The following is a 14,170-nucleotide window of genomic DNA, read 5'->3' as shown; positions in this document are numbered from 1 at the left end:
GGGATCATGACGGCGCCGACGGGCCACTGGGGCCGCGTCGGCGCGGGTGTCCGGGAAGGGGCTCGTCACCTGACGGCCAGGCGCTCCAGGTGGGTTACGGCGGCGTCGATACCCGGCAGGGCGAGCATCTCCTTCTGGGCGCGTCGCGCCTCGTCGGCGACGCTCTCGTCGGCCAGCAGCCGGCGGCAGGTGCGGAGCATGGGTTCGGCTCCTCGGGTCGCGATGTGCTCGCCGAGGCCGAGGTCGGCGACGCGCAGCGCGTTGTACTGCTGGTCGCCGAACATGGGCCGTACGGCCATGGGGACGCCGGCGCGCACGGCCTCGCGGATGCTGTTGTAGCCGCCGTGGGTGACGAACAACGCGGCGTGTTCGAGGAGGAGTTGCTGCGGGAAGCGGTCGACGACGCGGACGTGGGGCGCTGCCTTGGTGGTGTCCACGGGCATGCCGAGCGTGGAGACGACGGCGGCGCAGTCCAGCTCGGAGAGGGCCTCGACGACGGTGTCGAGGGGTTCGGCGGGGTCGTAGACGGGGATGGGGGCGCCGAACTCGCGTGCCTTGTCGAGGAATTCGAGGACGGTGCCGGGCAGTCCGGTGCCGAGGGAGGCGAGTACGAGGGGCTTGTCGGCGGGCAGTTCGGCGAACCAGTCGGGCAGGCTCTCGCCTCGGGTGACGGTGCGGGGCTGGCGGTAGGCGACGGCTTCGGGGGCGAGGGGGCGGGCGAAGGTGTAGGGCGCGGGCAGGCAGTCGAGTCGCCCGTGCCGGTAGACGGCGGCCGGGTCGTCGGTCTCGGGCAGGCCGAGTTCGCGGCGCCGGTCGTTCAGCAGCGGGAGCAGCAGCTGCGGGTCGAGGAACTGGCCCGAGCCGGAGGGCGCGGGCACGTGGGGCACGCCGAGGGTCTCGGCGACGAGGAGCGCTGCGAACTCGTAGCCGTCGCGCAGGATCACGTCCGGGCGGAACTCGCGGGCGAGCGGCAGCAGCAGGCCGTAGGCGTCGGCGAGTTGGGGGCCGGCGCCGAGGGTGGCCCACAGCTCGTGGGCGAAGCGGCTGAACTCCTTGGGGATGGGGAGCTTGCCCTCGAACAGCAGCCGCATGCCCTGGGCGGTGATGTCGGGGTAGACGCCCTCGACGCGGGCGCGCTCGCCGGCGAGGACGGGGGCGAGTTTGTCGGCCGTGACGACGAGGACGTCGTGTCCGGCCTCGCCGAGGGCGCGCACGAGCGGCAGGCAGGCGCGCGCGTGGGAGGGCGAGCCGGTGATGCTGCACAGCACCCGCATGGTGACGGACCTTTCTGAGCGGCTCTACAGGTCTATACGGCGGTCAGGGCGGGCTCGACCGGGCTGGTGCCGGTGCCGTGCCAGGCGAGGCCCGCGGCGCTGAGGGCGGCCGGGTCGAGGTGGTTGCGGGTGTCGACGACGACCGGCTGGTGCAGGTCGGCGGCGATCCGGGGCCAGTCGAGTGCGCGGTAGTGCCGCCACTCGGTGCACAGGACCAGCCCGGAGGCGCCCTTGGCTGCCTGGTGGGGGTCGTCGACGACGGTGATGTCGGCGGGGAGTTCGCTGTGCCGGGTGGCCGGAACGGCCGGGTCGTGGGCGGTGATGTCCGCGCCACGGCGGGCGAGTTCGGCGGCGAGGGCGAGCGCCGGCGAGTCGCGCAGGTCGTCGGTGCCGGCTTTGAAGGTGAGGCCGAGCAGCCCGATCCGCACCCCGGCGAGGGAGCCGTCGCCGTCGCCGCACAGGCGGGCGATCTTGTCGGCGATCCGGGTCCGCTGGTGGGCGTTGGTGTCGATGGCCGCCCGCACGAGCGGGAAGTCGACGCCGAGGGCGTCGGCCGTGCCGAGCAGGGCGCGGGTGTCCTTGGGCAGGCAGGAGCCGCCCCAGCCGGGGCCGGGGCGCAGGAACGCGCCGCCGATGCGGTGGTCCTGGCCGAGGGCGGTGGTGACCCGGCCGATGTCGGCGCCGACCTCCTCGCACAGCTCGGCGAGGGTGTTGACGTAGGACAGCTTGACGGCGAGGAAGCAGTTCGCGGCGTACTTGACGACCTCGGCGCTGGCCGCGTCGGCGATGACGACGGGCGCGTCGACCCCGGCGTACAACTCGGCGACCTGGGCGGCGGCCCAGGGGCTGTCGGAGCCGATCACGACCCGGTCGGGCTGGAGGAAGTCGGCGACGGAGGTGCCCTCGCGCAGGAACTCCGGGTTGCTGACGACGCCGACGTCGGGCCGGCCGAGGGCGGCGGTCACGCGGGCGGCGGTGCCGACCGGCACGGTCGACTTGGTGACCAGCACACTGTCGGGTTCCAGCAGGGTGCGGATCTCCTCGACGACCGCGTCGACGGCGGTCAGGTCGGCGCGTCCGTCGGGCCCGGTGGGGGTGCCGACGCAGATGAAGACGGTGCGCGCGCCACGTACGGCGTCGGCGGCGCCGACGACGAAACGCAGCCGGCCCGCGTCGAGCCCCGCGCGCACGAGCTCGGGCAGGCCCTCCTCCAGGATGCGCACGTGGCCGCGGTTGAGCTCCGCGACCTTGACCGGGTCCAGGTCGGCGCAGACCACCCGGTGCCCGAGCTGTGCCAGGCAGGCACCGGCGGTGAGTCCGACATAGCCGGTGCCGATGACGGCGATGGTGTGGCGGTGCACGGCAGCCACCTCGATTCTCCGTTGCTTCGCTGCGGTCAGACGCCGATGAGGCCCGCGCTGATGGACGCCGCGGCCCGGACGGCCAGGGCGACGCTGTACAGCGTCGGGTTGACGGCGGTGGCGGTCGGGATGACCCCGTTGCCGCCGACGTAGAGGTTGTCGAAGCCCCAGACGCGGCTGTCGGTGTCGCACACCGAGGTGCCGTCGTCGACGGGGCCCATGCGCACGGTGCCCTGGTAGTGCTTGGAGCTGCCGGCGGGGAACAGTTCGGGCCGCTCCAGGAACTCGCCGCCGAGGGCCTCGGCGACGGCCTCCTGGTCCGCGCGGGCCTGTTCGGCGCCCGCGAGGTCGCGTGCGGTGAGGTCGTAGTGGACGGTCATGTTGGGCATGCCGTAGGCGTCGGCCTCACTGGTGGAGAACTCGATGCGGTCCTCGGCGCTGATCTCCTTGGCGCCGTACCAGACCATGCCGACGAACAGCGCCGGGTCGACGCCTTCCAGCGGTGAGGTGTCGATGGTCATGACCTGGCCGTGGTTGCGGCGGCCGGGGTCGGAGAACGGCACCCAGAAGCGCCCGGTCTCCAGGTCTCGGATGTCGCCGCCGAAGTCGACCGTGCCGCGGGCCGCGAGGCCGGCGGTCGGGCCGTCCTTGACGTGGACGGAACTGACGGTCTTGGGCTGGTCGTTGAGGTGGCGGCCGAGGGCGTCGGGGCGGATGCCGGAGGCCCACAGCAGCTGCGGGGTGCGCAGCGCGTCGGCGCAGACGGCGACCGCGGAGGCCCGTACGGCGAACTCGGTGCCGGTCGGGAGGTGTTCGAGGAGCGCGCCGGTGACCTTGCGCCCGGTGAACAGCAGTCGCCGGCACATGGTCTCGTCGGCGATGCGGAAACGTCCGTCGCCGGCGGTGGCGCGGGCGTCGGCGAGCGGGCCGAGGACGGTGTCGGGTCCGGCCCACTGCGGCCGGCGGCCCGGGCGGGGGGTGCAGGCGAGCGGCATGGTGCCGACGCCCTGGCCGACCGGGTAGTCGCCGTCGAAGAGCTGCCCGAGCGTCTTGAGCACGAGGTCGCCGGCTTCGGTGGCCGGGTAGGCGTCGCGGGTGACGTGCAGCAGGTGCTCGGCGACGGACAGGGCGGCGTCGAGGTCGTCGCCGGGCAGGAACGGCAGCCGTTCGGTGTCCAGCGGGCGGGGGGCGGTGCAGGCCCAGTGCACGCCCATCCCGCCGATGTTGCTGGACATGACCGCGGCCGGCATGCCGAACTGCTCGGGCTCGTCGTCGCGGCGGGCCCGCAGCAGATGGGTGCCGCGGTCCGCGTACTTCTTCACCAGGGCGCCGTCCTCACCGGGCGCGGTCTCGGGATCGCGCCCCTGGGAACGGGCCTGGGCCGCGGCCCGTTCCGGTGCGGGCAGGTTGCCGAGGTGCAGCCCGGCCGGCCCGGTCAGGCGCGGCCCGAGATCGGCCATCAGGATCCGGGCGTGCGGTACGGCGTCATACACGCGGCGGGCGACGGCCGACCCCACGGGGCCGCTTCCGACGACGAGCAGGTCGACCGTCGGCGGAAGTTCGGGACAGCTCATGGTGACGCGACTCTCCTTCTGTGTGGTGCTGTGGGGGGTGGCGTAGGCGCGCGTCCGGTCAGTGAGCGGCGCGGCTCGCGGCGTAGTACTGGCGGACCTGCTGGGCGAAGGCCGGGTTCATCTGGGCCTTGGCGAGGATCTCGGCGGGCGGGGTGAACTCGTCGTCGAGGGCGTCGGCGAACTTGGCGAATCCTGCGCGCAGTTGGGCCTCGATGACGGCGGGCCAGGCGTTGGGGATCCGCCACTCGTCCTCGTAGCCGGTGGCGAGCAGGTGGGTGACGGCGGTCTCGACGACGTCGGTGCGGCTGTGGGGCTGGGTGGGCCTGCGCACGGGCTGGAACACGGACAGGTCGTGGCGGGTGTCCTCGCCGAGGATGCGGCGGGCCATCTCGTCGGCGAGCAGCGGCGACAGGTGCAGGCCGTCGCGGTAGGTGCCGGTCATCATCCACAGGCCGTCGACGCCGGCGCTGCCGACGAGCGGGAAGCCGTCGAAGGCGACGGGCCGGTTGCCGACCTGGATCTTCTCGATGCCGGCGGTGTCGAGGTCGCGGCGCAGCTGGCGCAGGGCGCAGCCGAGCAGGAAGGTGGCGTCGCGGATGGACGGCACGTCGGCGGGCTCGGGCTCGATGGCGTTGGTGGCGCCGAGGTAGACGTGGCCCTGGCCGCGCGGCACGAGGTGCAGACCGCAGGCGAAGGCGCGGTTGGGGGTGCGCAGCACGCTGGTGGGGCCGGGCACGTCGGGGTTGACGCGGGCGACGACGGAGACGCCGACGCCGGCGCACAGCCGCGGGATGCTGCCGCTGAGGGCGGGCACGGTGTCGAGGAGGGTCTGGGAGGCGGCGCCGGCGGCGAGGACGACCTGGCCGGCGGTGAGGGTGTCGCCGCTGGTGAGGTTGACGCCGGTGATGCGCTCGCCCTCGGTGACCAGGCTCTCGCCGAAGCCGTCGAGGAGGGTGCCGCCGGCCTTCAGCAGCGCGGTCTGCAGCCGGGCCAGCAGTCGGCCGGAGTCGACGGCGTGCTCGCCGGGGATGAACATGCCCATCAGGGGCCGGGCGAGCGGGTCGGGGTCGAGCCAGCCGAGCTCGGCCGGGTCGATGTCCTCGTACGGCTCCTTGTACTCGTCGAGGGTCTTGCGGATGGCGGTGTAGTTGGCGGAGTCGATGCCGGGCACGCCCATCGAGTTCAGCAGCATCACGGTGCCGTCGGCGCAGCGCAGGTCGTCGTGCTCGCCGGTCTCCTCGGACAGCTGGTCCAGCCAGTCGTCCCACAGGCGGGTGGCCTGGACGCCGAGGTCGAGCTTGGCGCGGCCCTGCTCGCTGGCTATGAGGGTGGAGGTGACCTCGCCGAAGGTGCCGAGCATGGCGCCGGCGGCGGTGGAGGCGGCCCAGGGCCGGTCGGTGCGGCCGAGGACGGCCACCTTGGTGCCACGGCGGGCGAGGGTCAGGCCCAGGGACAGGCCGAGCACACCGTTGCCGACGACGAGGACCTCGAAGGTCCGGCCGGCCGGGTTGTCGCTGGTCATCGCTTTCGTTCCCATCCTGTGAACCGCCGCGCCGGGCGCGGGGTGTGCGAAGTCGGTGTCGGGTTTCGGTGCAGTGGTGCCGGGTTCCGGCCGGCGTCAGGCGGCCGGGGCGGTGCCCTTGCGGGGCAGTTCCGTCAGGACCTTGGCGACCGCGGTCGCGACGTCGTCGACGTCCTGGCGGGTGCCGAGCAGGGCCTGGTGCGGGATCAGTACGCCGTCGCGACCGACGCGTTCGGCGTTGGGGCAGCGCTCGGCGAGTTCCTCGGGCCGGATGTCGCGGGTGGTGCCGGTCCAGAAGGCGTCGGTGCGGTGCAGGGGCTGGTGGCTGCCGAAGGCGGGGATGCCCTCCATCAGCAGCGCGAGGGCGACGGTGTCGCGGTCGAGCCCGCCGAGCTCGTCCTGGTCGAGGGCGAACGTCGTCATGTAGTGCGGGGTGCCGGTGCAGCGCGGGTCGCGGCCCTGGAGGCGGATGCCGGGGATCTCGGCGAGCGCGGCGGCCAGTTCGGTGTGGCGGGCGGCGCGGCGGGCGTTCTGGTCGGCGAACCGGGCCAGTTGGGCGCGCAGCAGGGCGGCGGTGAGTTCGGAGATGCGGAAGTTGGAGGAGGCGGTGGCGAGGTGGAGTTCGCGGGTGCGGCCGCAGTTGTGCCGTACCCAGGCGTTCTCGTAGGTGTCCTCGTCGGGCAGGAGCAGAGCGCCGCCCTCGCCGGCGGTGATCACCTTGGTGCTCTGGAAGGAGAAGGTGGCGATCGAGCCGAGGGCGCCGAGGCCCTTGCCGCGCCAGGTGGCGCCGTGGGCCTGGGCCGCGTCCTGGATGACGGTGACACCACGCGCCCGCGCCCAGGTGGTGATGGCATCCATGTCGGCGACGTGGCCGCCGATGTGGACGGGGATCACCGCGCGGGTGCGGTCGGTGGTGGCGTCGTCGAGGGCGTCGGGGTCGAGGCAGAAGGTGTCCGGGGTGACGTCGACGGGCACGGGGACGCCGCCGCGCCGCTGGACGGCGGTGGAGGTGGCGACGAAGGTGTACGCGGGGACGATCACCTCGTCGCCGGGCTCGATCCCGGCGAGTTCCAGGGCGAGTTCGAGGGCGTGGGAGCCGTTGGTGACGGCGAGCGCGGCGGGCGCCTGGCCGAACTCGGCGAACTCGCGCTCGAACGCCTGGACCTCCTTGCCGCCGTGCCGCCCCCATTCGCCCTGCTGGAGGGCGCGGGCGAGCGCGAGGCTCTCGGTCTCGTCGTACTCGGGCCAGCGCGGGAAGGGCTGTGTCCGCACCTTGGGCCCGCCGTTCAGGGCCAGCATGGCCTCTCCTTCCGGGGGTTCGCCGCTGGGGCTCGGGGTCAGCCGGGGTAGGTGCCGAAGGCGGTGCGGGTGCCGTACGGGTCGAGCTCCATGGCGAGCCCGCACTCGTCCTCCCAGCGCTTGGTGATCTGCACGCCCTCGGAGCGGTTGACGTCGTCGAGCATCACGCTCGCGCCGGGCGCGAGGTGGTCCTTGAGGGCGGGTACGGCCGGGTAGCGGGCCATCTTGTTGCCCTGTTCCCAGCCGGGCGGGCCGTCGACGAGCAGCAGGTCGATCTTGCCGTGCTTGTCGGTGAAGGCGCCGACCTCGTCCTCGACGGTCCCGGGCTCGTACCACTCGACGCGCTTGACGGCGGCCGGGTGCTCGGCGAGCGGGGCGTGCACGACGCGGGCGACCTCGCTCAGGCCCTCCTGCGCCAGCTGGTTGTTCACCCAGCGGGCCCACTTCTCGTCGTGCTCCAGGGAGAGCACGTTGCCGTAGCCGCGCTGGGCGAGGTAGCGGGCGAAGACGATCGTGGAGGTGCCGCTGCCGCACTCGACGAGGACCTTGCGGTCGCCCAGGGCGATGTCGTCGAGCAGCTTGATCAGGGCGCCGGGTCGCAGCGACCACGCGGAGAACGGCAGGTAGGGGCCGTTCAGCAGCGGGGTGAGCCGGATCCACGAGGCCAGGTCGTAGAACGCCCGGAGGAACTGCGTGTCCATCTTCCTGCTCCTGTCTGGATGTCCGGTTCAGTGGCCGGCGAGGGCGACGAGGTGGTCGACGGCGGCGGTGACCTGGGGCAGCGCGAGCATGTGGCGCTGCGCGGTGCGGGCCGCGTGGGTGTGAGCGGGGTCGGCGAGCAGCCGGTTGACGGTGTCGGCGACGTCGTCGGCTGCGGCGCTGGGCACGCGCAGCCCGAGCCCGAGTTCCGTGACGCGGCTCGCGTTGTGCGCCTGGTCGCTGAGTTCGGGCAGGACGGCCATGGGGACGCCGGCGCGGACGGCCTCGCGGACGCTGTTGTAGCCGCCGTGGGTGAAGAGGAGTTGGGCGGTCTCCAGCAGCAGCGGCTGCGGGATGCTGTCGAAGAGGTGCACGTTGTCGCCGATGGCGGCCGGGTCGACGGGCATGCCGCGGGTGGCGACGACGGCCGTGCAGTCCACCTGGGACAGGCCCTTGACGATGGTGGTGAGCGGGTTGGCCTCGCCGGGCATCAACGCGCCCACGACCAGCGCCGGGTCGGCCTCGATGTCCAGGCCCTCGAAGAGGTGTCCGGCGACCACGCCGTCGAAGAACAGGTCGAGGATGCGCGGGAAGACGGCGTGGTGCATCAGGGAGGCGAACACGTTGGTGCTGGAGACGACCACGAGCGGCTTGTCGCCGGGGAGGTCGCGCAGCCACTCGGGGCCGGTCTCGGTGCGCACGATGGCGGACGGCTGCTGGTAGGCGAAGGTGTCGACGGCCTCGTGCGCGGTGAACGCGTAGTCGGCCGGCATGCAGTCGAAGCGGCCGTGCGCGTGGATGGCCTCGGCCGAGTCGTTCTCGGGCAGGCCCAGTTCGGCGCGGCGCAGCTTCAGTTCGGCCAGGGTCAGCTTCGCGTCGAGGTACTGGCCGCCGCCGGAGGGCGCGGTGACGTGCGGGACGCCGAGGGTCTCGGCGACCAGGTAGCCGGCGAACTCGACGCCGCTGCGCAGGATCACGTCCGGCTTGAACTCCTGTGCCACGTCGAGTAGTTGGCGGTAGGCGTCGGTGACGTGCGGGCCGCACGCGGTGGCGAGGAGGGTCTGCGGCGAGAACGGGTCGGAGGGGGCGAACTCGATGCGCTTTTGCTGCAGCAGGCTGAGCACGATCTCGGCCATGTCGGTGAACAGCGGCAGGACGCGGATGTTCTCGCCCTCGAAGACACCGGCCATCTCCGGCGGGGAGACCACGGTGACCTCGTGGCCGGCCTGCGCCGCGGCGCGGGCCAGCGGCAGCAGGGCACGTGCGTTGGAGGGCGACAGCGCGAGGCTGCAGAGAATGCGCACAACCATTCCTTTCCATACGGAAGCGGCGTTCGGCCACGACATGATGTGCCGTCGTTCTCGGTGTTTTCCCGAGTCTTCGGTGCGCTTTCCACGCCGCTCGGATCCGAAGTTATGCGATGGGCGTGCCCTTACCCAGTTGGGTATTTCCATCGGCGGGTAACCGGAATTGCCGCGGATCGTGTCAGGCGGTCAGCCGGGCCGCCGTATTCTCGGTCCAGGACTCGGCGCGGCGCCTGCGGTCCTCGCGCACCGTGCGGGGCACCAGCGCGTCGACCGCCTCGCGGGTGGCCGGGTGCCGGAAGGCGTAGCGCAGGGCGCCGGTGGCGGAGGGGTGCCGGGAGCGGCGCAGGAAGTCCCGGCGTTCCAGGTGGTCGAGCCAGTGCGCGGCCTCGGCGCGGTCCACCCCGCCGACGGCGGAGACCCCGTCGGCGCAGCACACGCCGCCCAGGGCCGAGGCGCACACGAGGACGGCCTTGGCGAGCGGCGGCAGCGTGTCGAGATGGGCGGCGACGACCTGACGCACATGGCGGGGCATCGCCGGCGGGCCCGCCGGCCGGCCGGACCCGGTCAGCTCCCGTGCGTATTCCACGGCGTAGAGGGGGTTGCCGCCGACGCGGGCGAGGACGTCGCGCCGCAGGTCGGGGGGCAGCGCGCAGCCGCCGTCCGTGAGGAGGGCGTCGAGCAGTTGGGCCGAGGAGGGCTCGTCGAGCGGGTCGAGGGTGAGGGCGAGCGCGTCACGCCGTCCGCCGCCCCAGGTGGGCCTGCGGTCGAGGAGTTCGGGACGTGCGGTGACGGCCAGCAGCAGGGGTACGGGTCCGGCGGCGTCGGCGAGTTCGGTGACGAGGTCCAGTACCGGGTCGGGCGCGGTGTGCAGGTCCTCCAGGACGAGCAGCAGGGGGCGTTCGGCGGCGAGGCCGGTGAGCAGGAGCCGCCAGGCGGTGGCGAGGTCGGGCCAGTCGGCGGGGGCGGGCTGGTCGTCGCGCAGGAGCGGGCCGAGCCGGTCGAGCAGCCAGGCGCCGCGGTCGCCGGTGCCGAACAGGGCGTGGACCATGCGGGCGAGGGCGTCGCGGGCGCAGTCCTCGGCGCCGGTGGCCGAGGCCAGGGTGCGCTCCAGCAGGGCGAGCGGCCGGTCGCGGTCGCTCCAGGAGCTGTGGCCGGTGACGACCCGGTATCCGTGCGGGGAGCGGCGGGCGAGCCGGGCCAGTTCCGTCGTGAGCCGGGTCTTGCCGGCGCCGGGTTCGCCGAGCGTGGTGAGCAGGCAGGGGCGCTGGCGCCGGGCCACGTCGCCGAGCGCTCCGCCCAGTTGCTCGACCTCGCGTTCCCGGCCGACGAGGGGAGGCGGCGGGTCCGTGCAGGCGGTGCGGGCTCCGAGCGGCTCGGACGCGCCGTCGGGGCCCGCGGGGCCGTAGACGAGGGTGCGTTCGGTGCCGGAGCGGGTCGTGGCGCACACGCGGATGCCGCCGGGCGGCACGGTCTGAAGGAGGTCGGCGCAGCTCTGGGGTACGGCGCCGTTCACGATCGGCACGGCTCCCGTGCCGTCGGCGGCGCAGGTGACGACGACGTCGCCGGTGGCGACGGCCACGCGGGGCGCGGAGCCGCCGTGCACGGGGACGGGGCCGCCCGCGCCGTACTGGCGCAGTCTGCGCAGGATCGACCGGCCGGCCCGGACCGCGCGTTCGGCGTCGTCCTCGCGGGTGCGGACGACGCCGAACAGGGCGAAGGTGACCGGTCCGAGTACGCCGGAGACCTTTCCGCCGTGCCGGGCGACCTCGTCGCGGATGGCGACGGCCAGTTCACCGGAGAGCCGGGCGGCGTCCTCGGGGTCGCCGCCGAGTCCCTTGCCGAGGGTGGTCCGCACGAGCAGCATCGACAGCTGCTTGTGCTGCTCGGTGAGGACGCCGGCGGGCGCTGCGGGATACGGAAAGGCGGCGACGGGCGGCGGGGCCGGGAGCGCCGGCGGGGCCGGGGGCCTGGGCGCCGGGCGGGTGTCGAAGCCGACGAGGACGGCCGGGGCGACGGCGGCCGGGCGGGGCGCGACCGGCAGGTCGGCGGGCCGGGGGCGGCGCGCTTCGCCGTCGAGGGCCATGATGGCGAGCGCGTCGGGCTGGCCGAGGACGGGGTCGTGGTCGAGGACGGCGCGTTCCACGGCGCGCAGCACCCGGCCGGGTTCCAGGCCGAGCCGGGAGGCGAGCGCGGTCCTGGTGCGGCGGTAGGCGTCGAGGGCGTCGGCCTGTCCGCCGCGGCGGTAGAGGGCGAGCATCAGCTGCGCGCACAGCCGCTCGCTCGCCGGTTCGCGCTGGGCGTGGGTCTGCAGGTCCTCCAGGACCTCGTGGTGCCGTCCGCAGGCGAGTTCGGCCTCGTAGAGGTCCTCGCGGGTGGCCGAGCGGGCCTGGGCGAGGGTGCGCAGCTCGGGCCAGTCGGTGCCCGACTCGGCGAGGTCGGCGAGGACGGGCCCGCGCCACAGGTCGAGGGCGGCGCGCAGGGTGCGGGCGGCGGGGGTCCAGGCGCCGGCGGCGAGGTCGGCGCGGCCGCGGTCGGCGAGGGCCCGGTAGGTGGTGAGGTCCAGGTCGTCGCCGTCGACGCGCAGCAGATAGCCGGGGGCGTGAGTGAGGAGGACGGGGCCGCCGCGGGTGTCCTCGGCGGCGAGGAGTCCGCGCAGGGCGGAGACCGCGTTCTGAAGCATCTTCCGGGCGGTGGGCGGCGGTTCGCCGGCCCACAGGGCCCGCATCAGGGCGCTGGTCGCGACGACTTCGTTGGCGTGCAGCAGCAGATGGCCGAGGGTGGCCCGCTGTTTGACGCCGCTGAGCATGATGGGGCCGCTGTCGCCGTGGACCGTCAGTGGGCCCAGCACCTGGAATTTCATTTTCCCGTCCGGTTTTCCCGAATGCGCCGAGCTGATTTCCGGTGCCACCCCTGCCATTCTCCGAGGTGTTATTCGATGAATCCGAACGGCCGTTCTCCGGTCTCGCACCAGGCCCGGAGAACGGCCGCTGGACATTCACCCTCTGGATCCGGAAAGGATGCTATCGGCGTCCCGGCGGGGCGGTCACTGGGGAAAACACTGGACCTGGACCGGCGTCAGGAGGCCCGCCAGCGCAGCGCCCGGTCGGCGATCCACAGCGACGCCACCGACGCGACGGCGAGGATGGCCACGTCGAGGGCGAACATGCCGTCGATGTCCCCGGTGACGCTGTGCCGGATGGCGTCGGCGCCGTAGCTGGTCGGCATGACGTAGCTGATGACGCGCAGCGCGAGCGGCAGGGACTCCATCGGGATGAGCAGCGGGGCGCCCAGCAGCAGCAGGAAGTTGAGCATGTAGGTGACGATGGAGATGAGTTCGATCTTGTCGATGAGGCTGCCGATGACGAGGCCGAGCGCGGCGAGCGGCAGGGCGGTCAGCGGATACACGAACAGCAGCGTCGGCGACAGCGTGAGCTCGATGTCGTAGAGCGCCTCCACGGCGAGCAGGGAGGTGACGAGGCCGGGCGCGATGAGCAGGAGGCGGGCGGCGACGAACGCCGTCACGAACGCCACTTTGCTGATGGGCAGCGAGGCGTAGTACATCATCGAGCCCTCGGCCTTGATGGCGCCGATGCGTTGGGCGATGGCCGTGGTGCCGAGCGCGGCGATGGAGAACACTCCGGAGCCGCTGGCGATGTACAGCAGGCTGTCCTGGTCGGTGAGCCCGCTGCCGATGCGGGAGAAGCCGAACACCATCGTCAGCGGCATGAAGATGCCGAAGACCATGTGGACGTGCCAGGACGTGCGCACGATCAGCATGTGCTCGAACCACAGGTACTTGAAGGACGTGCCGAAGGTGGCCAGCCGTGACCCGAGGGTGCGCCGTGGGACCCGGGTGGGGGCCGTGGCGGGCGGTCCCGAGCGGGGAGTGCGGGCGGCGGGCAGCGGTGAGCGCCGGGTAGGGACAGCGTTCGCCGCGGGTGCGGCGGCGTCGGGCTCGGCTCCGGGGGCGCCGACCGCCGCGAGTTCCTTGACGGGGGGCTGCGGTTCGGGCGATGGGGTGGCCTCGGGCTCCGGCTCGGCCGGCTCCTCCGGTTGGCCGACGGGTTCGGGCTTGAGGCTGAGGTAGACGTCCTCCAGCGTGGGCCGGGCGAAGCGGAAGTCGTCCACGCGGGTCACGCCGACGTCGGTGACGAGGACCTCCAGCAGGGGCTGGATCCGGTCGGGCGGCGCGGTGACGAGGTAGCTGCCGTTGCGGTCGCCGGGTGTGACGACGCCGATCCGGCCGAGCCGGGCGGCCTCCGCCTCGGTGAGGCTGCCGCCGTCGCGGACGAACAGCTCCAGGCGCGCCTGGGCGCCGGTCTGCTCCTTGAGTTCGCCCGGGGTGCCCATGGCGGTGATACGGCCGCCGTGCATGACGGCGACGCGGTGGACCGCCTTCTCCGCCTCCAGCACGTTGTGGGTGACCAGGACGATGGTGGTGCCGTCCTCGGCGGCCCGGCGCTGCACGATGTCCCAGATCAACCGCCGGTTGTGCGGGTCGAGTTCGTTGGTGGGCTCGTCCAGCACGATGAGCTCGGGCCGCCCCATCAGGGTCATCCCGAAGTTCACCAGCCGCATCAGACCGCCGCTGAGCCGTTCCACCTGCCGGTCCGCGTACGGCCCGAGGCCCAGCTCCTCGATCAGTTCGTCGGTCTGACGCCGGGCGTCCGCCTCGCTCTGGCCGCGCAGCCGGCCCGTGTAGTGCAGGGCCCGGCGGGCCTCGATCAGCCGCATCGACAGACCGCGCTGCGGCAGGAAGCCGACGGTGGACTTCACCAGCTCGGGGTGGCGCACCACGTCGATGCCGTTGACGGTGATGGAGCCTGATGTGGGGCGCACCAGCCCCAGCATCTGCAGGACCAGGGTCGTCTTGCCGGCGCCGTTGGCACCGAACAGGCCGAACACCTGCCCGCGCGGCACGTTGAAGGTCAACCCGTCGTTGGCCTTGATGAGTTCACCGCCCCGGCCGCGATAGGCGCGTACCAGATCACGTACCTCGATGGCCGGACCGTCGTCCGTCTTGACCATGCCCACGTCTCATCGCCTCTTAGGCTCAGGGACCCGGCCGCGCCGCTGGTCCGCCGTTCGTGTACCGGTTCGCCCACGCTAGGCGGGGCGCGGCAGGGGACATCAG

9 protein-coding genes are annotated in these 14,170 nt (G+C 73.2%); all 9 read right to left on the bottom strand.

The annotated features are described in order from the left end of the window. Nucleotides 1-65 precede the first annotated feature (65 nt). Nucleotides 66-1,274 carry a glycosyltransferase gene (locus tag OG254_RS44540; protein ID WP_405593444.1) on the bottom strand — a complete coding sequence of 403 codons (1,209 nt, stop codon included), beginning with the start codon at nucleotides 1,272-1,274 and terminating at the stop codon, nucleotides 66-68. Between the two features lie 32 nt (nucleotides 1,275-1,306). Continuing rightward, complete coding sequence (locus OG254_RS44535; protein ID WP_405593443.1) at nucleotides 1,307-2,644, bottom strand: UDP-glucose dehydrogenase family protein; 1,338 nt, start codon at nucleotides 2,642-2,644, stop codon at nucleotides 1,307-1,309. A gap of 26 nt (nucleotides 2,645-2,670) precedes the next feature. Further along, complete coding sequence (locus OG254_RS44530) at nucleotides 2,671-4,209, bottom strand: GMC oxidoreductase (RefSeq protein ID WP_405593441.1); 1,539 nt, start codon at nucleotides 4,207-4,209, stop codon at nucleotides 2,671-2,673. Nucleotides 4,210-4,267: 58 nt separating this feature from the next. Further along, entirely contained in the window at nucleotides 4,268-5,731 is a 1,464-nt protein-coding gene (locus OG254_RS44525; RefSeq protein ID WP_405593439.1) for an NAD(P)/FAD-dependent oxidoreductase, read from the bottom strand. 96 nt (nucleotides 5,732-5,827) lie between these two features. Beyond that, entirely contained in the window at nucleotides 5,828-7,030 is a 1,203-nt protein-coding gene (locus tag OG254_RS44520) for a DegT/DnrJ/EryC1/StrS family aminotransferase (protein ID WP_405593438.1), read from the bottom strand. 38 nt (nucleotides 7,031-7,068) lie between these two features. After that, nucleotides 7,069-7,731, bottom strand: coding sequence for a class I SAM-dependent methyltransferase (locus tag OG254_RS44515; RefSeq protein ID WP_351186897.1), 663 nt, complete (start codon nucleotides 7,729-7,731; stop codon nucleotides 7,069-7,071). Nucleotides 7,732-7,758: 27 nt separating this feature from the next. Then, nucleotides 7,759-9,033 carry a glycosyltransferase gene (locus tag OG254_RS44510; RefSeq protein ID WP_405593437.1) on the bottom strand — a complete coding sequence of 425 codons (1,275 nt, stop codon included), beginning with the start codon at nucleotides 9,031-9,033 and terminating at the stop codon, nucleotides 7,759-7,761. 181 nt (nucleotides 9,034-9,214) lie between these two features. Then, nucleotides 9,215-11,896, bottom strand: a complete 2,682-nt coding sequence (locus OG254_RS44505) for a BTAD domain-containing putative transcriptional regulator (protein WP_405593436.1) — start codon at nucleotides 11,894-11,896, stop codon at nucleotides 9,215-9,217. Between the two features lie 215 nt (nucleotides 11,897-12,111). Continuing rightward, nucleotides 12,112-14,064 carry an ABC transporter ATP-binding protein/permease gene (locus OG254_RS44500; protein ID WP_405593435.1) on the bottom strand — a complete coding sequence of 651 codons (1,953 nt, stop codon included), beginning with the start codon at nucleotides 14,062-14,064 and terminating at the stop codon, nucleotides 12,112-12,114. Between the last annotated feature and the right edge of the window lie 106 nt (nucleotides 14,065-14,170).

The organism is Streptomyces sp. NBC_01092 (genome assembly GCF_045039535.1).
GTDB lineage: Bacteria > Actinomycetota > Actinomycetes > Streptomycetales > Streptomycetaceae > Streptomyces.
This window is presented reverse-complemented; position numbering and strand designations above follow the sequence as displayed.